Below are 21366 nucleotides of genomic sequence, written 5' to 3'. Positions count from 1 at the left end.
GTAAGCTTCCGGCAAACCCACATTGCTACGGCCGCCAATTATGCGGCAGTAGTTCGCTGATCTTTGACGCCCGCTGAGTCGGCAATCTTGCCATTACATCTTTCAAATAGGCTTGCGGGTTCAGGCCATTAATCTTCGCGGACTGGATCAAGGTCATTACGTTAGCCGCGCGCTGACCGCTGCGCAGCGACCCCGCAAACAGCCAGTTCGAACGGCCAAGCGCCCAAGGTCTAATTTGATTCTCAACCCAGTTATTGTCGATGGGCACAGCGCCATCATCAAGGTAGCGCGTGAGCGCATCCCAGCGTTTCAAACTGTATTGGATTGCTTTGGCCGTCGCGCTGCCATCGGGTACCTGTTGCCGCTTTCCGATCAGCCAATGCTGTAGCTGATCGATAATCGGTTTGGCTTGTTCTTGTCGTTGTTGCCTTCGCTGCTCAGGACTTAGTTCAACAAGTTCCCGCTCGATGAGATAGAGCTGTTTAATATAGTTCAGCGCCTGTTCAGCAATCTGGCTTTTGTTGGCCACGTGCAGATCGTGGAATTTACGACGAGCGTGGGCCCAGCAGCCAATTTCGATCATGCCATTGGCGAAGCCCGCTTTGTAACCGCTGTAATCATCGCAAACTAACTTCCCTCGCCAATCTGCGAGGAAGTCTCTCGATTCTTTGCCTGAGCGGCTGGGCCTGAAGTCGTAGACCACGCCTTGTATCGGGGAGTAGCGCGTTGCCGCATAGGCCCAGACATAGGCTTTATGAGTACGCTGCTTACCCGGCGCCAACATCGCAACCGGTGTTTCATCGGCATGTAGTACAGCTTGTTCTAATAGTTGCTCGCGCAGATGATCCACTAAAGGCCGTAGCTCTACGCCGCAACGACCCACCCAATCCGCTAATGTTGAACGGGGAATCATGACGCCGCTACGGGCAAACTGTTGTTCTTGGCGGTACAGCGGCAGATGATCGGCATATTTGCTAATGAGCACTTGAGCCAATAAACCGGTGGTGGGAATGCCTTTATCAATAATGTGCGCTGCGACAGGAGCTTGTACCAGACTGTCGCAATCACGGCAGCACCATTTACCCCTGACATGACGCTCAACACTAAAGGTGCCAGGCTGGTAATCGAGTTTCTCGCTAACGTCTTCACCGATCCGAGTCATTGCGCAGCCACAAACGCAGTTTGTGTTCTCGGGCTCATGGTGAATCTCGGTGCGAGGCAAGCCTTGGGGAAGTGCTTGGCGTTTGGGCTTTTTGCGTTCGCGCTGTGGTGGCGTAATTGAGACTTTTTCCAGTTCAGCCTCAATCGCGGCGATGTCTTCATCGACCAGCGCGTCCAATAAAGCGAGCTGGTGCTTATCGATCCCTTCACTGCGCTTACCAAAGCGGTGGCGACGCAACAGCGCCAACTCGTGGGTCAGCCTGTCTTTATGGGTTTGTAGTTGTTCGAGCGAGGCTTCGCGTTGAGCAATGCACTGATCGCGTTCGGCGATCTTGTGCGTTTGGGCAGTCACCGTCTCCTGCAACTGCATGACCAGCTTGCGAAGCTGGTCGGGAGATAAGTTTTGGAGGTCGGCTGGCTGAGTCATCACCTTACTTTGCCAGAACTTGGCGCCGCGTTCGATGACGATTTTGTAAATGGACGAGGTGCGGCAACTGTGCTCACAACCTCGTATTAAAGAGGCCGTTTGGTCGAGATTACAGCACCGAGATGGTGGCTGCGCCACCCGCGTGTTGCCAGGGCAAGCCGACGACGAGCGCTTGCAGTTGTTCCTCATCTAGCGCGATTGCCCGCCCTTCACGCAGCGCGCACCAGCTGAATTTACCTTGGTGTAATCGCCGAGCGGCTAGCCACAAACCAAAGCCATCGTGCACCAATACCTTCATCCGATTGGCCCGCTTGTTGGCAAAAAGGTAGGCGCAATGGGGGCGGGCTTCGCCGAAGCTCTGTACCACGCGCGCCAAAGTGGTATCTGGGCCAGCGCGCATATCCAGCGGTTCACGCGCCAACCAAATCTCGTCGATACGAATCATGATTGGGACTTCAGCCATGAAGCTAAATCGGCAAGACCGGACATTGGCCAGTGGATCGTGACGGGACCAAGGGGGCTGCTTAGTTCGACTTTTAGCGTGGTATCAGGGCATGAGGCGTCCATTGCCTTGACGGGAATTCGCGGTGCAACTTTAATAAAGTCATCACGCCCAGCCGCCTTCGCTTCAAACTGGCGCCGCCATTTATGCACGAGATTGGCATTGATTTTAAACTGCTGCGCTACGCTTGCCACCGAAGTATTGGCGGTATAACTCGCTGCCACGACTTGCTCCTTAAATTCGAGAGAATGTTGGCGGCGTGGTGGTTTGGCTGGCGCGGGAAGTAATCCTTGAATATCCATCGTTGGTGTCCACTTAGTATGAGGTGGACACCAAGACTACTATCCTAAAATTGGATGGGAAGGTGAGTTGCCCGGACGCTTACATTTGTACGTCTTTGTATATTTGGTATTTAGCCAAAAAATGGAGAGTAAATCTAATGGTATCTACGTATTGAGCGTTAGGGGAATATGAGCTGTATCACACAAGGGGGTGCTTACTAGGAATTTAGAATACCTTTAACGATGACCGTCAAAGTCTTCTCATCAGGCTCAGATTGAGTGGGATCTGCAAAAGTGGCGAGTATGCGCAAAAACTCGTTCTTAATTTTCTGAATTTCTTCGACGCTGGCGTCTTTAAATGCTTCGCCCATTTCCTGTGAAATAAGCACTGACAAGGTGACTTCTAACTTTGCGGAAATTGCCCGAGAGTTCGCATGCTCGCCACTCTCAAACGGAAACACCCCGCCAACTTTCCACCAGCTTTTTAAGGGCCGGGTATCGTCAGGAAACGTATACTCTTTCGATAATGCGTCAAAAACATCGTCTATCCTAGACATTGCAGGCGCCCTATCAGAGAACCATGTCTTCACCGTGCTATATGACAGGCTTGCAAAGATTTCTGGGCTATGTTCCAGCAGCGTCTCCTGTAGCCTAATCATCCTTCCGTACCCTTTAGGAAATCCTATCGAATCTAGAATTTGGATGAATCTATCACCAGGTTTATCCCAAGAACTTTCGTTATTCTGGCTTTTCACAAGCATTATTGGATCTCTGTAGATTCTGGGCACTGAATTTGACATATGCAGTTTAATATTTACTTTGTATCAGTGTCCATTCTCGACTGAAATTCCGACTATTCCTTAGGTAGGGTTATGGCAGGATTGCTAGAAAACTTGTCGAAGGAAGGGAAGTACCCTCTGGGAATAAGAATCACACTCAATTGTGAATTTCTCCGCCCCCCGGAGACGGTCACCTCCCATATATTTCTCCCTTTAGATCCTATATGCGCAATCCCTAAAGAAAATATTTCCTTTTGTATTACCGTAAATACCGGCTTACCGCCCGCCTTAAGCTCAAACTTCTTCTTTTGAACAGGACTTTCAAAGAACTTCTGAAATACTTGCGGTGTAACCAAGGCAGCGTAGTCATCGACAAAATGAACCATAGCTTTGGGTTCATTTACCTTGATACTTCTATGTTCTACTCCCTCTAACAGCCAGTTAAAGAAGACGTGTTCTCTTAGCTCCTTCTCGGAAATGTTCGGCTTACCGTCATCGTTGTAGAGCGCCCTGCCCTTCTCTGCTATGTCCACATCTTTATCGACCTTGGCCTTCACTTCCCCGCGATTTAATGGCGAGCGCTTTGTTTCAAATTCTCGCCCTATTTTTTGCGGTTTAGAAACCTGAACTTCCGATGGCGCCTTTATCGGATTGGGATCAGCAGGTAGATCATTGTTCGTTGAAACTAAAGGCGCCTCATCTACCACTTCAACAATTTTAGAGTCAGGAACGACAATTGGCTGACATTCACTTAAAAGATTTTGCGCGTATACTGCCGCTTCAGGTTCGGCGCTGGGCATACCAACAGGCTGGTCTTTCTCATCTAGTGGAATTATGGTTCCATCGAATACATCTGGAGTTCGTGTTGGCCATAAAGTGCGGTTTTCAAAACACATAAAAGTAAGTATCTGTTTCCAGCCACGCGCTAAATCATTTACCTCCGCCCGCCATATGTTATCGCCGCTCTCTGGGCAAACCGTAATACCTTGAGCCTGAAGGTGTTCAAACATCCTCACTGGATTGTTTGGTATGCCTTTGTGCCCTTCCTCTATCAATCGAGCCTTAATAGCCTCCACGCCAACACGGGACACTACCCAAGTATGGGTTTCGGTCGTCCAAACAGCAGCTCCCGGCCTGTTACGTTTTAGCTCACCGTTATCGATCAACTGGCGAAGTGCAGACAACGCCTTTTCATGTAATGCTAACGGAGCATTGTGCGCTCTAGACTCATTTACGACCGCTCCCACTGCGTTTGCAACGCTCGCTTTGTCTGCCATACGAACGATCTCAGCGATTGCACCTCCGCCGGCCGGCGCCGCTGTGATGGTATTGAGAAGCTGACCAACCAATTCCACATCGGAATAAACCCACAGGGTCGCTTCCTTGGTCAGCAATTGTGGCACAAGTGATATAGATGCTCTTTCGTGAAGTGTTTTGCCTACCGCGCTATTGGCCAATCTTGGCTTGTATCTATAGGTATATTCTGAGCCAATTGGTAGTGGTCCGTTCCAGGGATGCCACTTCGTGAAGCCCTCCCCTTTTGTTCGGTACACAAACTCTATATCGGTGGCGACCTTACCAATGTCGTGCGCAATAATTGCTAGGAATGCTCCAAATCGCCACTTATCCACGGAATGTAACAACATCTCTGGCTCAACATTGGGCGGCAGCATAAATCCCTGAGCTATCTGAACCCCACTGGCCAAAACCTCAAGTGTGTGTTCGATAAGCCCGCCATGATACGAGTGGTGGTGAGATTCCGAAGCCGGCGCTCCCTGCACTAGTTCAACAAACCGCTCGATGGTAGATAAGTAATGTCGGTTCCAGACTTCCTCAGTTGCACTTGTGAGACGTTTTACGCGTCTGACCTTGGATGCATAAAGCTCGCGGCTCAATATTTCCCGCCCCGTCTCAACAATGTGATACTTACCTCCTGCAGGCGACGCAGTAGTTGGTGTCGTATTCGGAGAGCTTGCTTGCTCTCCTACCCGCTTCCCGAAAATGTTTCTCAGCATAGAATTTCCTCCGATCAGGAGGATACCGCCGAACAAGGCCTGCGTAGGTAAAGATTTGGGCACAGCACTCTGCCCTAATTCTCGTATATTGCCCGAACTATCTTCGACATAATTCCTGAAAACCCAGACTCGGAAATAAGGCAATACGAATGGAAAACACCGAACAGGCCAGGGGCGAGCTTAAGAAGTTCAGGGTTAAATTAACAGACCACGAGCATCACTTGCTTAAACTCGTGTCGGCTATGGACAGTAAGTATCAATATGAGGTCCTGGCTTCGGCACTGAATTGGGCTAGGGATAATGCAGACAGGATACTCCCGCTCACTTATTCAACAACGGCCAGCTTCAGATCGTTGTACCTAGAGCAAAAACATTCCAACTTTGGAGACCTAGAGGCATCATGGAATTGTAAGCCAAACAATGTTATTTACACGGCTATTGCACTTTATCTACGCCTAAGATCTTCTGAACTTAAGGGAAATGCGAATATCCTGCCCTGCCCGACCACGTATGTTTCAGCTATTTGAGAAATTTGCAGTGCACAATAAAGCGGCTATTTAAGCGATCATCTAAATTCCATTTTTTTTCTGTGCACAGCTCTTTGAAGGTTCTGATTGCCTTGTCTATGGTAATTCCCTTGCTTTGAAGAACCGGCAAGCCTTCAATTACAGAGAGCCGATTCGGAGTCCACGACGCCAAATCAGTTATAGATCTCACCTTGTCATCGTATAGCTGCTCGCACGATGTTATGAGCTCAAGCACTTCTTCATCTGAGCTCGATGGTACACTTTCCAGTAACATTGATATTGTAGGATCAGAATTGGTCATCATGAGTTTCTGTATTTTTGTGTATTTAGAGAAAGATAATAACTACTCTGTTTATTATAGTGAAATATAGGTTTTTATAGGTAAATTATAGGCTCTATAGGCAGTAATAGTGAAATCTGTAACCTATTGATTATAAACAAATAAATATAGCGTTTCTCGTTTCTCACCTGTGCGGGCCATCCCTATGACCATCCCTGTTTCCTGTATAAATCATCCTTACTAATGTGCAATCCATCCCCTCTTCTGTGTAAATCATCCCTCTGCCTGCGCAGATCATCCCCTTTGGGTATATGGGTCATCCCTTCCCAGGAGCGCAATAGTCGGCCTTTGTAACTGAAAAATCGCCATATTGATCAAAAATCCAAGAAAAGACTGATTAAATAATCTCTTTAGCAGATCCTAGAAAGCGGGTTCAGAGAGATAGGTTTAAATGAAAGTTACAAAAATTAGGAAGGGGGGGATGATTTACGCAGAATATTTCTAAAATTCAAATACTACTGGCATAACACAAATTATAACGCTATTTAGTGCTCCGCTTGCTCTTGGAGCTTTTTAATTTTTGCGCTGGCCAACTGAGGGCTAACGTGGGGAGTTGATCTGTAGAGGACGAGCTTTTGTTCTACAACTTTGAAGTTCGCTTGTGGGTACCATTTTGAAACAACTTCTAAATCTTTTAGAAACTCTCTTTTGAAAGTACTAAAATCGCTTGCTGAACTTCCAGATTGCTTCCAAAGATCATGTAGAGATACCTCGACTATATGTTGCCTGGACATATCCAATTTAAAGTATCGATAGGTTAGCCAGCTATAAGTATCAAAAGCTAGGCACCCTCCTTCCTTCAGTATGCCGCGCATAGCTTCTGCGTCGCCAGGAACTGCATTGGTTTTGACCGCATCTATAAAGCCATCATTGAACTCAATATAAGCATCCATTTTTTCTTCGTGTTCTGGTGACCACCAAAGGCTTGCTCGTTTAGCAATCGTCAAATTCGCAATATCGATTTTCTTCCCTTTTGCGAGTTTACCTTTTCTAGTTGCGGTAATACTCATCCCCAACATTGATGCTAAGCACTCAGCCCACGCCTCTCTATTACCGTTTTTACCTGTCGTCCAAGTCGAATCTAAGGTCTTCGTGACAAATTGCTTGAGTGATCTACCAAGATTAACCCTCTCCCCTTTTGTCTTTACTGCTTCGCTTACCAGCCAGAGAAAAACCTTTCTTGCCATCGGCCCATTTGGCAACTTCAAATTACTTGGAGCAGAGAAAGTCACCGTAAGGTCGCCGTTAGTCCTTTCAAAATATTGTTCGCCTGTTACAGGACTAATGGGTAGCCCCGTCTGAACAATCTCTACAAGACTGAACCAGATTTCGCGTTCACTTTTAGAAACATGTCCCTTTTGGCTGAGAACCAACTCTCTTGATCTATCACTTAGGCAATCAAGCTGGGCTGGAGTAACAGAGTTGGCTTGGTCTGTGGTTAGCGTGTTGGTCTGGACGTAATCTTCAAGATCATAGACATCCATATCTGAAAGGGATGAATTGGAGCTCCAGCTTAACTTTTCTTCTCCGGGCTCCCGCGAATTGAGATCAGTAATAACACCGCTGCCAATCAGCAACCTGTCTTGAAAAATGCTTGACTGGAAAAGAACAGACTTACGTTCCAGCTCGCTTCGTGATGCTCCCTTCGCCTCAAACAGTGCCAAAACCTCTTTCTTCGTGAGCTTCATGAGAGAAAGTCCATAGGAATTACAAATTATTATAAAAACATAAAACGAAGCGGTTACAAAGATATACGCAATATAGCATAATCCTTGTAAATACGCCAACTGGAGGAAAACCAATGGTATCCACAATGAGCATCGAGCACATGAAGCAGCTTCTCGCCGTAATTGAAAGTTCGGTCGAGAGGTCTCAGTCAATCCTCAATTATATCAACAGTCTCGCAGTTACTGGGCAGATTGAAAAGCTTGGCGCCGAAGCAGTAAGAAAGCTGATGATCTCTGACAGAGTTCACACCCGACGTTACCCGCTCGAAGCTGCCGCCGAAATGGTAGGGGTGTCCCGGCACATCATATCAGCGGCCGAAGCGAAAGGGGAGTTACCTGCCCCAGAATATCGAGTCGATACAGCTCGACGCATTCGAGCGGGCTATACGATAAATCAAGTCAATGACATGCGCGCTTATTTTGGAACCCTGCCAAAAGTAGATGAGTCATTGAAATCCTCGATCGTGGCGTTTCTAAACTTGAAAGGAGGTTGCCAGAAATCGACGATGACTTTGTTTTTCTCTCACTGGTTGGCAATAAAGGGTTATAGGGTTTTGTGTTTAGACACTGATCCTCAGGCGTCTTTAACTGAAAGCTTCGGCCTTGTACCAGACCGAGAAATTGAGTATGTCAACACAATTGCCCCATTCATGCTTGAGGATGGAGACTCTCTTGAGGAAGCTGGACACGATCCAAAAGCTTTTTTAAGTCTCCATTACGCAATTAGGCCAACCTACTGGAACCGAATTGACATAATCCCTGGCTCAATGGATCTGTTGAACATCGACCTTCTGTCGAATCGCGGTGAAAACTCCGCAAGGCTCGGCGTTTCTAAGTTAAGGGATGGGTTAAAGGAGGTAGGGGTGGATTATGACTTCATTCTTATTGACGGAACCCCGTCCCTCAATGTCTCCACGTTGAACGTCATTTCAGCTACTGACCAAGTGTTTGTGCCAGCTCCAGCAGAGATGAGTGATTACCGGTCAACCGTGAAATTCCTTGGCATGCTGAAAGAGGTTTTGGACAACTACGTCCGAACCGGCACTGAGACACCATTCCCACACTTTAATTTTCTAATAAACAAAAAAATGAAAACGAATTACAGCGACTACATGACCGATATAATTCAAAGGACGTTCAATGATCCCAGTGGCGATAATGACCTAGTTCTTGAGGAACTGGTTTATTCGTCTAATGAAGTTGGCAAGGCCGCATCTGAAATGACGTATCTTTTTGAGACAGCTCCCTCAGATACAACTAACCGTGATGGTTTAAAAAAGGCAGAACAAAATTACAATGCGGTGTTTGAATGCTTAATGGCCACGCTCCAGCAAAACCTGAATCCCGATAATGTTTCGATACAAGAACTGAATCGAGGTTTAAACCAAAAAGTTAATTCTGTATCTGTAGAGGAGAGTTGATATGGCTAAGCGAAGCCCAAAGACACTTGATGGCCTGCCAGATCTTCCGTCAAGTGCGGACATACAAAAACGACACGAAAATAATACTTTGAGGACGACAACTGAAAACAAGCAATCACCAGCTTTTCGGGCCTCCCAGGGTGAGAAGATTGCTAGCTCATGGGACAAGTTAAACCTGCAGTTAGAAGAGGAGAGGGCGGCTAGAATCAAGGCTGAATCAAAGGCCGGGATAGTAACAATCAAAATGCCTGTGACAGGACAGTTGGTAGAGTTCACTCAACAAAATATCGACGTTAATTTAATCGACGTGCCATCAGCGAACGGCCGTTTCCAGGGTTTACTTGATGAATTAAGCTTGTCCGATATTCTCCCTTCCATTCGCAAAGAAGGTCAGCAGCGGCCTGGCTATTTGGCACCAAAACCTGACGGTCGATTTGATTCACTGGATGGTTCTCGTCGGCTTGCTGCGTGTCGATTAGCAGGCATTGAAAAATACATTGCACTGGTTGGTGACGTACCTGACGCCGATAGGGAAAAGTTCTCACAGAATGAGAACAAGAACTCTGCGCTTTCCCACTGGGAGCAGGCTAGGATCTACGGTTCAATGATTGAAAGGGGGGATTACAAATCTTGGAATAACCTCGGTGGGGCACTTGATCTTTCGCCTGTCGATGTTGCGCGATACAAGGCGTTATTTGAACTGCCTGAGCTTTACCCTGCGCTTTTTACAACCCCCACGGACATGCAAAAAACCTTCGGTGAGGAAATCTCCTCGCTGAGGAAAAAGGATGAATTCGCACTTGTGGCGGCGGCAGAAGATCTGAAGGAACAACGAGCAGCGGCCATTAAAAACGGCGCTCAATGGAAAGATGCGGGAGACATTTTAAAGCTTCTTAAAAGTGCTGTAAGAAGCAAGCCGGCCAAGAATGTTTCGGTTCCATTAGGGCGGCCAAAGTTATACAAAGTGGGAGCTTCCAAGGTGCCAGTTAAGCACTCAAGGTCAAGAACCTCTGGCGCGATTAATTTCCAAATCAACCCTAAGGGCCTTAGTGATGCAGAGGTTGCGGCTGTCGAGCAGATGATTCTTAAGGCGCTTGGCCAGGTCTAACTAACCCTCCTTATCCTGAGTTCTCCATGTCTGGAGAACTCAGCATCTAAACCCGTGAAACCCCTATTCCAGCTGACTTTAACTCTCATTGCCCGTTGCTTGTATGTGCATATTTGACACTATTAAGTGGTGGTTCTATTTAGTAGTCGGAGCTATACGCAGACGTGTTCTCCATGTCTGGAGAACCTTCGGAAATGAGAGTCTAATCACATGATATATATACAGAAATACCGCCGAAGTCAGTTTTCAGATGTGTCATTCTGACACGTTGAATGGAGTCTTCAGGGGAAGCGAGATCAGCTCTACATTCCACTAGCGTTATACCCGAGCTTCTTCCCGAGAGCATCCAGGTCATCTAGTGAATAGAACTGTACTGATAGCAGACCCTTACGCTCGCCACGCCTCCACCTGATGCTTACGGGGTATCCAACTGACTCGCTCATTGCCCTCTCTAGCCTGGCGATATCAACGTCTTTTGCCGGCTCTTTGCCCTTGGCAATTCTCTCCAGATCTCGAACCGCGATCTTCGAGTTGGCCAATAAATTGCGGACAGCTTTTTCTCGCATATCCTCGGGCATTGAGCTTATTGCCCTAACATGACCCAGGCCAATTCTTTCCGGATTATTGAGCCAAATCTCGATGCACGTTCTGGAAAGTTTAGTCCCGACTCTACGGTAGTGGGTCATCGTGTATGTCTTGTTAACTCCCATCATTTCTCTTGAGCGCTTGTTGCTTATCCCTTGCGACTGCAAGAACCCGGCAACGTATGCGGCTATCGCTACAGGGGCGGGTTGCTCATCCTTCCAGTAGAGTAGGGCGTCTTCAATGCTGCTTAGTTTTGGAAGAAAGTCCATGTGATCCACCTTGCTAAGATCTCGTGATCCACTGTGAGCTTATAGTCATGTGACTAATAGTTATTGCTTCACCTTGCCGTATTAGTCACATGACTAATTGTATCAGAATTTAACGGCAGGTATGCGCTTAAAGACACCCTAGAGTAGGCTAATATTGTACAAAGGGTGCTATAAGTAGTCCTATTTAGGTAAAAAACTGTTTGACCGAGCCTATAAGGTCGGCTATTTTGCAAAAAAGGATGACCAAAACATAAACAGGGGTATACCGGATGGCTTCAAAATCTAAGATGCGAGGAGACAGCTCTAACGCGATGTTCACACTTTTAGCCCGAGTCGTAGAATGCTCGAAAGAAGGGGAGCCTGAGCTAATGAATGCGCTCGGACTATCCTGTGAACTCGTACATGAGCTGGAAAAACTTGGCCCAGATCAACTCCTCAGTCTGACAGCGCGTTATTTTCGAGATAAAGATCCTCTATCTATATATAACATAGACATGGGGTTTCTTGGGCTGCTTACGACGGATGAGTTAAAAAGGGGTGGGCACCGTGACCGTCGCATGGACGAATACATCTCGCATCACGCATCGAAACAAATGCTGGAGAAATTTTTCGGAACAAGAGGCACCAACATCTCCACCCGTAAAAACGTTTTGAACACCCCCAAGCTGCCAAATCGCTCAAAATCATGCACGCAAGATGAAGCACGAAAAATATTCGATAGCTGGCAGGCGACCCGATTTTGTGACGACATCATCGACAGGTACTTACTGACAGCAAAGCTCTGCCAATTGCCTCTCTTTAAAATCGAAGCATTTGTCCAAAGCATAGAAAAGGTCCATGCCTCTCGATCCCTAAAAACCGCCAGCAACAAGACAGCTAGCAACTCGGCAACTATAAAGGAGAGAGCCAGTGCCTAACTCAGCCCCTAAACAACCTACTCAAAAAAGCAGTGAACTCGGCGCCATTAGGTCTAAGACCGATATTACCGTCGATGTAGCCACGCGGCCGGCGCTCCGTGTCTGGAGCGGCAGAGATAAAACGGCCGATCGGCGGGGTATTCTGGGTGTACCGGGTTTTGCCAGTATCACCCGGACACTGGAGGAGCAAGTAAAGCTCGATGATCCCTATGCCGACTTTCACTTCATACAAATTGAAGATGCAATAGCCAAGTTGCGGTCGGAGCTTGACCAAGAACTTGAAGGGATCACCTCATTTATTGATGAGAACGTGCCGCCAGCGATGAACCTTCCGGGCATTGGCTCAAACCAGCCTTGTACCCTGCCCATCAGGTTCGCTAGCCGCCACGGTTTCGCGATGCTGTACGAACTGCTAAAAATGGACCAGATCGTTATGAAGGTGCTTTTGGCGAACCACATTGGGCTGCTGAACTCCCAAGAAAAGTTTGCCACCTTGAACAGACTTGAGGCTAGGATGCGCACTGCTCTGTACACCGCCTACGCTTTCAGGGTGACAGGGGTAACCCGAGACGATATGGCGGCTAACAACAAGGCGGCACAAAGAGCGATTTCGGTCATGGGCGAGCTGAAAACTGAATATTTAGAAGGGACCACTCGATCGCCAAATGCTCCAAAGCTGCCCAAAGCACGACTCGCCACCCTGGTCAGCGATACCGCCGCGAGTGAGAACACCGACAGCAGCGAAGACGAATCCACCGAAGACTTTGAAGCGTTGAAGAAGGGATTGGACGCCGTGGTACCCCCATCCAAGAAGTCGGCAGCCAAAAAGAAAACACAAACAGCTTGAGGGAACCTACATTTTCTACCAGGGGCGGAAACGCCCCATTTTTATATCTCAGATCCAACTTCCGCAAGCGCAGTGGTGGATCATTTGAAATATTACAGTGGATCATTAGAACTCCGACAAGTGGATCTTTGGATAGATTGTTGGTGGATCATTAGATAGTAGATAGGCGGATCATTAGAGTGAAAAAAGGCCATTCCCCTTTAAACTTAAACTTAATAATATCTTTTAAGGATAATAAGGAGCGGGGGCATACACAGCTCCTTCGAGAAATAGATGACTTTGCTGTTGAGCTGGACGACCGAGTTTCCGAGATCAAGGGGGAAATGGAGCCCCTGTTCGGGAAAGACTTCCCACTATCGATTTACGTTCGAGCCCTGAAAACCACCAGAACTTACTTTTGGCGCTACCGTGGGAAAGCTGCACAACGAAAGTACGCAAGACTAACAGATCCAATATTTCAACCGGTTGTAGCGAGTCTCCACCCTGACCAGTTGATCACACTCAGGTCTATGGAAAGTGAGTTGCTGACCATAAATGCGAATTTGGTTGTCGTTCACGCGTTGAAAAATGCATTAGCAGACATCGCTCAAGGTCGGGAGCGACTAGCCGAGTTGACCAGTACGGCTTGACCAGCTCGAACCGGTCTGACAGAATCTAATCATTCTTAGCCCCACAGGCCTGTTTTTGGTCTTAGCTGCGAGCTTACAGCTTGCTCAACTCAACACTTCCGATATACCTAACTATTTTGAATGCTCTCTAAAGCCCATCTCTTTCGATGGTTTTTGGAGAGCATTCGCATATCCCTCGACCCGACTCCAGTTGCCCGGTTGGTACGCAAGCGTTTCTTGCATGATGATGATGACGGGCGGCTTTTGTGTGGCTCAGCTACGCCGTGTGACAACTCGATCACATATTTCCGGGGCACCGGTCCTAATGCCCCATACTTCGGACCCAGACTAAAACAACGGGCGCTCTCTACGCCCAATTGGAACACCAGGCTTTTAAGTCTCATTTCTGAGGTGCCCGCTCCGGCGGGCTCGCTCAACCAAAAATTGGGGGTAAGTACTCTGCCCCAATCTCAGCCCCATCCGCCAATCACTTCTGTAGATTAGTCTCAGTATTTTCCCTTGAGGCTAATGGCAATGTTTAGAAATATCCTTTTCCCCATCTTGCTGGCTATCTCTGCGGGCGCCTCGGCAGACGCTTACGTGCACGAGACAACGGATGTTGTTCAAACCGGCAGGTATTCCCACGTTCGCAACATGCCACTGGAGGATCAGTTCAACCCGCTGAAAGTGGTTATCAGTACGACGTTCCCATCCCAAATCAGCACTGTCGGTCAGGCAATGAATTTCCTCTTGTTACGGTCTGGTTACGAAATGGCAAACACCTTGGTCCTATCCGATGAGGCAATATCTCTGCTGCGCCTACCGCTGCCAGAGGTTCATCGCCAAATTGGCCCGATGACACTTGATGTCGCGCTTAGGTCTATTGCAGGGGATGCGTTTGACCTAGTTGTAGATCCTGTTCACCGAAAGGTCGGATTTGAACTTTCCTCCAAAATAGTGAGGGTACGGTAATGTCAACGTCAAACGCTATTGGGGGCGAGGCACCCCGGAGCCGGCTTTCCACCTCTCTGGGCATGGTCCTTGGGCAAGGTGAAGCAAAGGAGACCGATGACCCGTTTGTACAAGCTTCTAGCGCTGAAGAACCAAACCTGTTCGATGAACACTTAAGGGCCGAATACCCTGATATGTACAAGGAGGAGCCTGTGGACGAAGATCAAAGCTCAGTTATCCCAACTAAAGCCGAGTCCATTCAAGACAAGAAACCCAAGCCATTGGATTTCTCTAAACCAGAAAAAACCAAAACGGTTGGCGGGAAGAGGGCAGGGTTAGCCCTGTTACTTTCAATGATTTCTGTCGGCGCTTCCGGATACTTTGGTTATCAGCAGATGCTCCAATCAAAAAACCTTACGAGGGAGACTGAAGATGTATCGAAAATCATCGGAAGCATCAGCGAAGACCTGAACACGAATACCTTGAGCCTATCAACTTTGCAGACCCGAACGGCTGTTTTGGAAACTGAAGCGCAGCGAGTGCCAGAGCTTGCATCCAAGGTTTCATCGCATGAGCAAAAAATATCACAACTCCAATCTTCATCTGCTCAGCGAGAGAAAACCGCAAGTGAGCTATCAGTGGCCTTGAGGGATAGCAATGAAAAACTAGCTGCGCTCAATGCCAGCTACGACAATCTTTCGCAACAGCAAAGGCAGATTGCTCAAGTAGCCAGGCAGAAAGTTGCTCAGCCAGAAAGCCCCGTCCGGTCAAGACCCTCTTCTCCACCAGCCCCAATTATCGCTACTGCCCTTGGATCTGCAGTAATCGAGTCTATGGATTCCTGGGGACACAATCAGTACGTGGTGATGATGGAGCCGTCCGGCGATTGGATTTCTGTCCGTAGAGGGACGACCTATGACGGCTGGCTGTTTACTGGAGCGAACAACGACTATGCAATATTCACTCGCGGTGATCGGACTATGAAAGTCAGGATCGGAGGTTAAGTCATGGAACCATTTCTAGGTATAGCCTTAATTTTGGGTTCGCTTTTCTTTTACGACCAGAATTACGTTCAGCCAGATTCAGCCAACGACAAGCCCACTGAGTACCGGTACGAACAGGACACAGAAAGTGGGCGCCGGCCGATAGAGGGTAACGGCGCAATCCATTATGGCAGCCGAGTGAAACACTGGATGCCTGGTGAAAATTATTTCATTAGTGATTTGTCGCTAGAATCACTTCCGGTTGCATCTACTGAACCTGTGCCTGAAAGAGCCACGACGAAATCCTCCGTTGCCGGCGTCCGCAAAGATACGCCTCGTTCACAGGCATCCTTTGATCCAACAGCAGAGTTCCAGAAGCAATCCCGCGCCTCAACCAACAAGCCGACTCCGCAATTATCCAGCGCGGAAGTTGTACTGCCCCGCGCTAAGTCTTCTTGCACCGGGGAGGTCACTACAATTTACACGTCCGACCTAGACACACCTCGCCACAGCAAAAATGAAATGTTGGTTAGGGAGGCCGTATTCGGATGCAGCTAAAACACGCCAGTTCTTTGCTGATTGCGGGATGCCTTGTGACGAGCCTGGCACTTGCAAACCCTACTTACTCCACAAACCAAGGTTCTGAGGCCGTAAAAACGGATCTACGTGGATCAAGCTCGAAGCTTTCAGAGTTTGACAAAGCGGAAGCGAGAAAGTGGTCTCTGACTGATTCTGATTGGCTTAAATACAAACAGATTATGTCTGGCCCACGGGGCACATGGTCCCCAGGATTAGATCCCATTACTGCGCTTGGTGTGTCCGAGACAGACCCTCGCGAAAGGAAAAGATACGCTGACATTTGGATGAAGGTTGAAACTCGGCGTATTGAGCTGGAGCTTGCTTTTGAGAAGGAGCGAATGCTCGCCGCTAAAAGATTGCACGGTGATGCTAAAGCAATAGAGAACCAAGCGTGGATAGATGAATGGAATCGCAAACAGAACGCTGTTCAAACAATCGTTAATCTTTTTGTCGATCCCGGTTGTAAGGAGCAGTGCGAAGATGTTGCCAAAGCTGTACTCAGTTCTGTGAGTACAACATCCAAGCTCGACATCTATTTCAAACCCGGCTCAACCGAGGGCGAGGCAGCTGAGTGGGCAGCACACTTCAACATAGACCCCAAGGTTGTGGCCTCACGGAGGATCACCTTAAATCTGAAAGGCCCTAAACTTCGGACATTTAAAATCGACGTTAACAATCTCCCTCAAGTCCGCGTTGAAGACGTTAAAACTGGAGCGGTTACAGATACTTTTGGCGGCTAAATTATGCGATTGCTACTTGCATTCTTAGTTCTTGTGTCGCCAACGCTCTATGCACAGGTGCCACCAATGTACGAGTCGATAGCAAAAGAGCATAAAGTTCCAGCTTCACTCTTCTATGCGCTAGTTCTTAACGAATCTCGGTCTATCGTAGACAAGAAAGGGAGCCGACGTGTACTTCCTTGGCCGTGGACGATAAATCATCGTGGCGCCCCTCATTATTTTCAAACCAAAGCTGAGGCAATTGCTTTTGGAAACCAGTTGGTGGCCTCCGGTGACAAACTGTTTGATGTCGGGCTTGGGCAGGTGAACTGGCACTATCATCACAAGCGATTTAGCAATCTTGAGGAAGCATTTGATCCTAAAACGAACCTATCTGTCGCAGCACGTTTTCTTCGTGAGCAGTATGAGCGCAAAGAGTGTTCGACTTGGGAGTTGGCCATTGGTTGTTACCACCGGCCGGGTCAGAAGCAGAAAGACAAAACCATCGCGAAAGCATATTCCAGAAGGGTTATTTCATTATGGGTCGCAATCTAGCTTTGATTGGAGCGTTGCTCTCTATCACCAATACCAGCGTGTTTGCTTTGGAGCTTGGAGACGAGCTTACAGTTTTAACTGACCGGGGCGGTACAGCCGTTTCGACATACTACTACTCGAAAGAACAGGCCAATTCTGACACAGAGCAGCATCTTAGCATCCCAAGATCTGGATACATGAAAGGTATCTTTCCAATACGAACCACGCTCATGTCACCAGGTGAAGTGGGCGCGGATGAAATGCCGAATCTCCCCCCTGCATATCAGATCAATACTCCTATGTTCATTATTGGTGATGATCCGGTGTCCCTGCAGTGGTTGCAGGACAATAGCGAATTCTTGGAGTCAAAGCGTGCTGTTGGGGTTGTCGTCAACATCGAGACGCCTGAGAGAATGAATGAAATTCGTAAGATGGTGAGCACGAAGGTTCCCATCTCAGTTGCGCCAGGTGACGACATTGCTAGAACGCTAGGCATCAAACATTACCCTTTTTATGTTGATAGAGATGGGGTTATGCGCTGATGTCCGACCATCAAATGGAGGTGTTATTAAGACCTCCCGTAGAATTATGGCCCGGTACCGTTTCAATCTCCTGCGGCATAGTTTGTTTGATCGCACCCTCTATGCTGATGATGGCAGAGACGATCGGCTATGGCTCCGGCGCTGTGCTTATTGCCTTTGGTCTTCACCGCTTCCGGCAAGGGTACGCCGTTTTGCGGTATCAAAAGAATTTGAAAAAGCTATCTCGCTTCCAGATGTCAGCAAAGCAAATACCTTGTTACAAGTCCTACTTGTACTTGGGAAAAGGATTTAAATGGGAACAGAAGCATACGCAGCGTCTAAAAGACACGCTAAGTCCGCAGTCCAGAAAGTACATCCGTCCCTCGCCAATGTACGATGCCGTCCGAAAGTTTGAAAGAGCAAGCGAGAGAGGGCCGTTGTCACCGATAGCAAATCTGACATCGAAAGATTCTCCTTTAAATCCATTTCGGCCGCTGCCGCCAATCGGTGGTATTCCCGCTATACACGGAGTGGAGCCCAAAGAGGTCGATGTTCTCCTACCATTGACTGAGCGAGTTGGTCATACCCTGGTTATGGGAACGACTAGGGTTGGTAAAACTCGGCTCGCCGAAATCCTGATTGAGCAAGACATTAAGCGTTGCGAGGGGCCGGTGATCGTTTTCGATCCCAAGTCCGATGCTGGCTTGTTGTCCAGAATGTACTTGGCGGCGAAGAGGGCTGGTCGCTTAGATGATTTCTATATTTTTCACTTGGGCTTTCCCGAAATTTCTGCTCGTTACAATGCGGTTGGGAATTACGCTCGGATTACGGAAGTAGCAGGCCGCATTTCTGGTCAGCTATCTGCCGAAGGCAACTCGGCTGCGTTCAAAGAGTTTGCGTGGAGGTTTATCAATATAGTTGCTCGGGCATTGAACTCATTGGGCATTCGGCCTGACTACAACAACATACTTCGCTACGTAACAGATATCGAACCCTTGTTTATTCAGTACATGGATTGGTGGCTTCCACGGAATGCTCCTTCAGCCTGGGTTGCCGATGTGAATGATTACACCGCCGATGCAGAGAAGGAGGCTGCGAAAAACCCTAGGTTTAAAAAACACGCAGAATCCCGTACCGAGGGCATTAAGCGGTACTTAGAAAAGATGGGACCGTCCGATCCTATCGTGCTCGGCCTACTGTCCGCACTCAGGTATGACAAAACCTATTTTGACAAGCTGGTTGCATCACTACTCCCATTGCTTGAAAAGCTGACCACTGGACAAATTGGGAAACTGATTGCGCCGGACTATTTCGATGCTTCAGATGATCGACCTATTTTCGATTGGATGCAGGTTATCCGTAAGCGAGGGATTGTTTACGTCGGATTGGATGCAATGACTGACACAGAGGTCTCAGGTGCGGTTGGTAACTCTATGTTTAGTGATTTAGTGGCCAATAGCGGCCTGATCTACAAGCACGGTACTGAGCTGGGCATGCTTGAAGGCCGCGAGACGGTAATGCCGAAAATCTGTCTTCATGCAGACGAGATTAACGAATTAATGGGGGATGAGTTTCTGCCTATGGTTAACAAGTCTGGCGGCGCCGGCATGCAAATCACGGCATACACGCAGTCCAGCGGAGACATAGAAGCGAAGATGGGGTCAACAGCCAAAGCTCGCCAGGTTGAGGGTAACTTCAACAATTTAATCATGCTCCGGGTTAAGGAAGTCCAGACGGCTGAGCTATTGACAACACTTTTACCTGAAGTAGAAATCTCGCAAAAAATGACGGTTTCAGGTGCGGCTGATTCTTCAGACGTTGATAACAGCATCGACTTCACATCGAACACACAGGATCGTATTTCGGCCCTTCGAGTACCCATGTTGGAAACTGCGCACATTACTTCTTTGCCAAAGGGTCAGGCCTTTTGTTTGCTAGAGGGTGGGCATCTATGGAAAGTGCGCTTCCCGTTACCGGTGGAAGAAAAGGACGAGATCCCTGCAACGCTTCAGGAATTAACCAGGGAAATGGAAAAGAACTACCACACCTCTGAGCAGTGGTGGCTCTAATGACCGAGGCGAGACGCGACACAACGGCAACAGCGAAACCAAAAACATTCATCGGGAAGTTTTTCGACTTCATTTTTCGGATGATAGGGGTAATGCTTTTCTCCGCATTGCTATCCATTTTGATTGAATGGGTTTGCATAGCCTATTTTTATCCAGATGGTACTGGCTACAGCAACTCTCAAGACATGATGCACAAAGAAATTGGCTACCTAGGAGTTGGGGAGGGCGACACGTTCTCAGATAATCAACTGATCGGAAGTGTTTCTGGGGTAGTAGATAAAGTGATTACCTTTTTGTTTGTCGATTCTGGACTGATGGATAAAGTTGCTGCGCTAGAAAACCCGAAGATGACTGGAAATAAGTTTGTCGATTTCTTTCGGAATATTGCAGCTGACTACTACGTATTTCTCGTTTCAGCGATGTATATCATGGCTACGTTCATTATCAGGCTTGGAATTTTAGTTCTTTCAATACCTGCGTTTATTCTGTTCGCTATTGTTGGTATCTGTGACGGCTTGGCAAAAAGGGATCTACGACGATGGTGCGGTGGTAATGAGTCGGGGTATGTCTACCATTGGGCTAAACGCTTTACTACACCGGTGTTATTTGCTGCATGGATAATTTATTTGTCTGTTCCATACTCAATTCACCCGAACTTCATCATTACACCGTTCGCAGCACTGTATGGTTTCGTTCTGATGGTGATGGCGAGTAAGTTTAAGAAGTACCTCTGAAGTACATTCCTCCAGGTGTACCCTTGCCCGGTAGTCCGGGCTTTTTTGTACCCCAAAGTGGGTAAATAACCAAAATATACCGCTTCACCTCTAAAAAAATTGGGGGTAAGTACTCTGCCCCAATCTCAACCTTTTTCACTCTTCAGTCTGATTTAATCGACTCATGGTTAAACACGGTCGATATTTTTATGGCGCATTTTAGAAGGACTCTCTCTGCTGTTTTGGTCAGCATATCGCTACTGGCGACAAGCCATGTTAGCGCCGGCCTTTGGGAGGAGCGGCAAGCACTATACGCAATCTCAAAAGAACTCATGGCCATAGAAAGTCTTGTGCGAGATGCAGAGAGGAAGTCAACCCCTTCAAGTCGAACATCCTTCAAGTACAACGTCATGCTTGAGGATCTACGTCTAATCCGGTCTGGAATAGACCACCATCTTATGCAGCCAATGGAGCCTGTAGATCCTTCTGCAGTTAAACAACTCGATCCTGCATACACCGGGCACGATCGATGACCCCGGAAATACAGTGGTTCAACGATGGAGCCGCCGGATTTCTCACCGCATCAAGTTTGATGCTGGCGATTCAGCTTATTGGATGTTCATTGGCCATTTCTTATGTGGCCTGGGTTTGTGTTGCCTCATATAACGATTGGGGCAATCAAGAAATCAGTGGTAGTGAAATGTTCGTGACATGGTTCCGATGTATCGCTTCCCTGATGGTGCTGTTGTACCTCTTTACTACGTAGCTAATGGAGATATTCCT

At 47.8% G+C, this 21366-nt stretch carries 23 protein-coding genes; 15 read left to right on the top strand and 8 right to left on the bottom strand.

Annotation, left to right across the window (positions count from 1 at the left end; genetic code table 11):
- Positions 1-25 precede the first annotated feature (25 nt).
- From tnpC to mobH, 5 genes are all read right to left on the bottom strand, one after another.
- Positions 26-1588: an IS66 family transposase gene (tnpC, locus tag C0068_RS16735; RefSeq protein WP_103682818.1), complete on the bottom strand. Its 1563-nt coding sequence runs from the start codon at positions 1586-1588 to the stop codon at positions 26-28.
- Positions 1589-1697: 109 nt separating this feature from the next.
- The gene (gene tnpB / locus C0068_RS16730; protein ID WP_199176086.1) at positions 1698-2051 is read right to left on the bottom strand and encodes an IS66 family insertion sequence element accessory protein TnpB; all 354 of its coding nucleotides are present in this window, start codon (positions 2049-2051) and stop codon (positions 1698-1700) included.
- On the bottom strand, positions 2030-2392 hold the full coding sequence (locus C0068_RS16725) for a transposase (RefSeq protein ID WP_103682816.1): 363 nt from the start codon (positions 2390-2392) through the stop codon (positions 2030-2032). Before C0068_RS16725 ends, tnpB begins: the two co-directional genes overlap by 22 nt.
- Positions 2393-2589: 197 nt before the next feature.
- Positions 2590-2928 carry a hypothetical protein gene (locus C0068_RS19485; RefSeq protein ID WP_146047918.1) on the bottom strand — a complete coding sequence of 113 codons (339 nt, stop codon included), beginning with the start codon at positions 2926-2928 and terminating at the stop codon, positions 2590-2592.
- A 296-nt stretch (positions 2929-3224) separates the two neighbouring features.
- Positions 3225-5165 (bottom strand): MobH family relaxase, encoded by a 1941-nt coding sequence (mobH, locus tag C0068_RS16715; RefSeq protein ID WP_103685624.1) that lies wholly within the window; start codon positions 5163-5165, stop codon positions 3225-3227.
- 149 nt (positions 5166-5314) lie between these two features.
- On the opposite strand from mobH, the gene C0068_RS16710 reads away from it, so the two are divergent.
- Entirely contained in the window at positions 5315-5692 is a 378-nt protein-coding gene (locus tag C0068_RS16710) for a hypothetical protein (protein ID WP_103685623.1), read from the top strand.
- On the opposite strand, the gene C0068_RS19715 is transcribed toward C0068_RS16710, so the two are convergent.
- Together C0068_RS19715 and C0068_RS16700 are read right to left on the bottom strand one after the other, a co-directional pair.
- Positions 5685-5996: a hypothetical protein gene (locus C0068_RS19715; RefSeq protein WP_233208851.1), complete on the bottom strand. Its 312-nt coding sequence runs from the start codon at positions 5994-5996 to the stop codon at positions 5685-5687. The two genes, C0068_RS16710 and C0068_RS19715, sit on opposite strands and share 8 nt — an antisense overlap.
- Before the next feature lie 521 nt (positions 5997-6517).
- Positions 6518-7720 (bottom strand): replication protein RepA, encoded by a 1203-nt coding sequence (locus C0068_RS16700; protein ID WP_103685621.1) that lies wholly within the window; start codon positions 7718-7720, stop codon positions 6518-6520.
- A gap of 125 nt (positions 7721-7845) precedes the next feature.
- Here C0068_RS16700 and C0068_RS16695 point away from each other — a divergent pair, with 125 nt between their 5' ends.
- Positions 7846-9180, top strand: a complete 1335-nt coding sequence (locus C0068_RS16695; RefSeq protein WP_158250016.1) for an AAA family ATPase — start codon at positions 7846-7848, stop codon at positions 9178-9180.
- Between the two features lies 1 nt (position 9181).
- Positions 9182-10288 carry a ParB/RepB/Spo0J family partition protein gene (locus C0068_RS16690; protein WP_103685619.1) on the top strand — a complete coding sequence of 369 codons (1107 nt, stop codon included), beginning with the start codon at positions 9182-9184 and terminating at the stop codon, positions 10286-10288.
- A gap of 302 nt (positions 10289-10590) precedes the next feature.
- Here C0068_RS16690 and C0068_RS16685 read toward each other — a convergent pair whose 3' ends face one another.
- The gene (locus C0068_RS16685) at positions 10591-11142 is read right to left on the bottom strand and encodes a transcriptional regulator (protein ID WP_103685618.1); all 552 of its coding nucleotides are present in this window, start codon (positions 11140-11142) and stop codon (positions 10591-10593) included.
- Between the two features lie 269 nt (positions 11143-11411).
- Here C0068_RS16685 and C0068_RS16680 point away from each other — a divergent pair, with 269 nt between their 5' ends.
- From C0068_RS16680 to C0068_RS16620, 12 genes are all read left to right on the top strand, one after another.
- Entirely contained in the window at positions 11412-12059 is a 648-nt protein-coding gene (locus C0068_RS16680; protein WP_103685617.1) for an STY4526/YPO1902 family pathogenicity island replication protein, read from the top strand.
- Positions 12052-12906: a PFL_4669 family integrating conjugative element protein gene (locus C0068_RS16675; protein WP_103685616.1), complete on the top strand. Its 855-nt coding sequence runs from the start codon at positions 12052-12054 to the stop codon at positions 12904-12906. The genes C0068_RS16680 and C0068_RS16675 overlap by 8 nt, the downstream gene beginning before the upstream one ends.
- Before the next feature lie 1142 nt (positions 12907-14048).
- Entirely contained in the window at positions 14049-14486 is a 438-nt protein-coding gene (gene pilL2 / locus C0068_RS16665; protein ID WP_103685614.1) for a PFGI-1 class ICE element type IV pilus protein PilL2, read from the top strand.
- Entirely contained in the window at positions 14486-15469 is a 984-nt protein-coding gene (locus tag C0068_RS16660; RefSeq protein ID WP_103685613.1) for a hypothetical protein, read from the top strand. Before pilL2 ends, C0068_RS16660 begins: the two co-directional genes overlap by 1 nt.
- 3 nt (positions 15470-15472) lie before the next feature.
- Entirely contained in the window at positions 15473-16006 is a 534-nt protein-coding gene (locus C0068_RS16655) for a hypothetical protein (RefSeq protein ID WP_103685612.1), read from the top strand.
- On the top strand, positions 15997-16767 hold the full coding sequence (locus C0068_RS16650; RefSeq protein WP_103685611.1) for a TIGR03759 family integrating conjugative element protein: 771 nt from the start codon (positions 15997-15999) through the stop codon (positions 16765-16767). Before C0068_RS16655 ends, C0068_RS16650 begins: the two co-directional genes overlap by 10 nt.
- 3 nt (positions 16768-16770) lie before the next feature.
- Positions 16771-17301: a transglycosylase SLT domain-containing protein gene (locus C0068_RS16645; RefSeq protein WP_103685610.1), complete on the top strand. Its 531-nt coding sequence runs from the start codon at positions 16771-16773 to the stop codon at positions 17299-17301.
- Complete coding sequence (locus tag C0068_RS16640; protein WP_103685609.1) at positions 17286-17822, top strand: integrating conjugative element protein; 537 nt, start codon at positions 17286-17288, stop codon at positions 17820-17822. The genes C0068_RS16645 and C0068_RS16640 overlap by 16 nt, the downstream gene beginning before the upstream one ends.
- Positions 17822-19870: a type IV conjugative transfer system coupling protein TraD gene (gene traD, locus C0068_RS16635; protein WP_103685608.1), complete on the top strand. Its 2049-nt coding sequence runs from the start codon at positions 17822-17824 to the stop codon at positions 19868-19870. The genes C0068_RS16640 and traD overlap by 1 nt, the downstream gene beginning before the upstream one ends.
- Entirely contained in the window at positions 19870-20604 is a 735-nt protein-coding gene (locus C0068_RS16630) for a TIGR03747 family integrating conjugative element membrane protein (RefSeq protein ID WP_103685607.1), read from the top strand. The genes traD and C0068_RS16630 overlap by 1 nt, the downstream gene beginning before the upstream one ends.
- Positions 20605-20792: 188 nt before the next feature.
- The gene (locus C0068_RS19810) at positions 20793-21116 is read left to right on the top strand and encodes an integrative conjugative element protein, RAQPRD family (protein ID WP_103685606.1); all 324 of its coding nucleotides are present in this window, start codon (positions 20793-20795) and stop codon (positions 21114-21116) included.
- Positions 21113-21349 carry a DUF3262 family protein gene (locus C0068_RS16620; protein WP_103685605.1) on the top strand — a complete coding sequence of 79 codons (237 nt, stop codon included), beginning with the start codon at positions 21113-21115 and terminating at the stop codon, positions 21347-21349. Before C0068_RS19810 ends, C0068_RS16620 begins: the two co-directional genes overlap by 4 nt.
- Positions 21350-21366: the final 17 nt, after the last annotated feature.

This window comes from Zhongshania marina (assembly GCF_002915595.1).
In the GTDB taxonomy this organism is placed as follows: Bacteria; Pseudomonadota; Gammaproteobacteria; order Pseudomonadales; family Spongiibacteraceae; genus Spongiibacter; species Spongiibacter marinus_B.
Note: the sequence above shows the minus strand (reverse complement) of the source record. Positions and strands in the feature narration are given on the sequence as shown.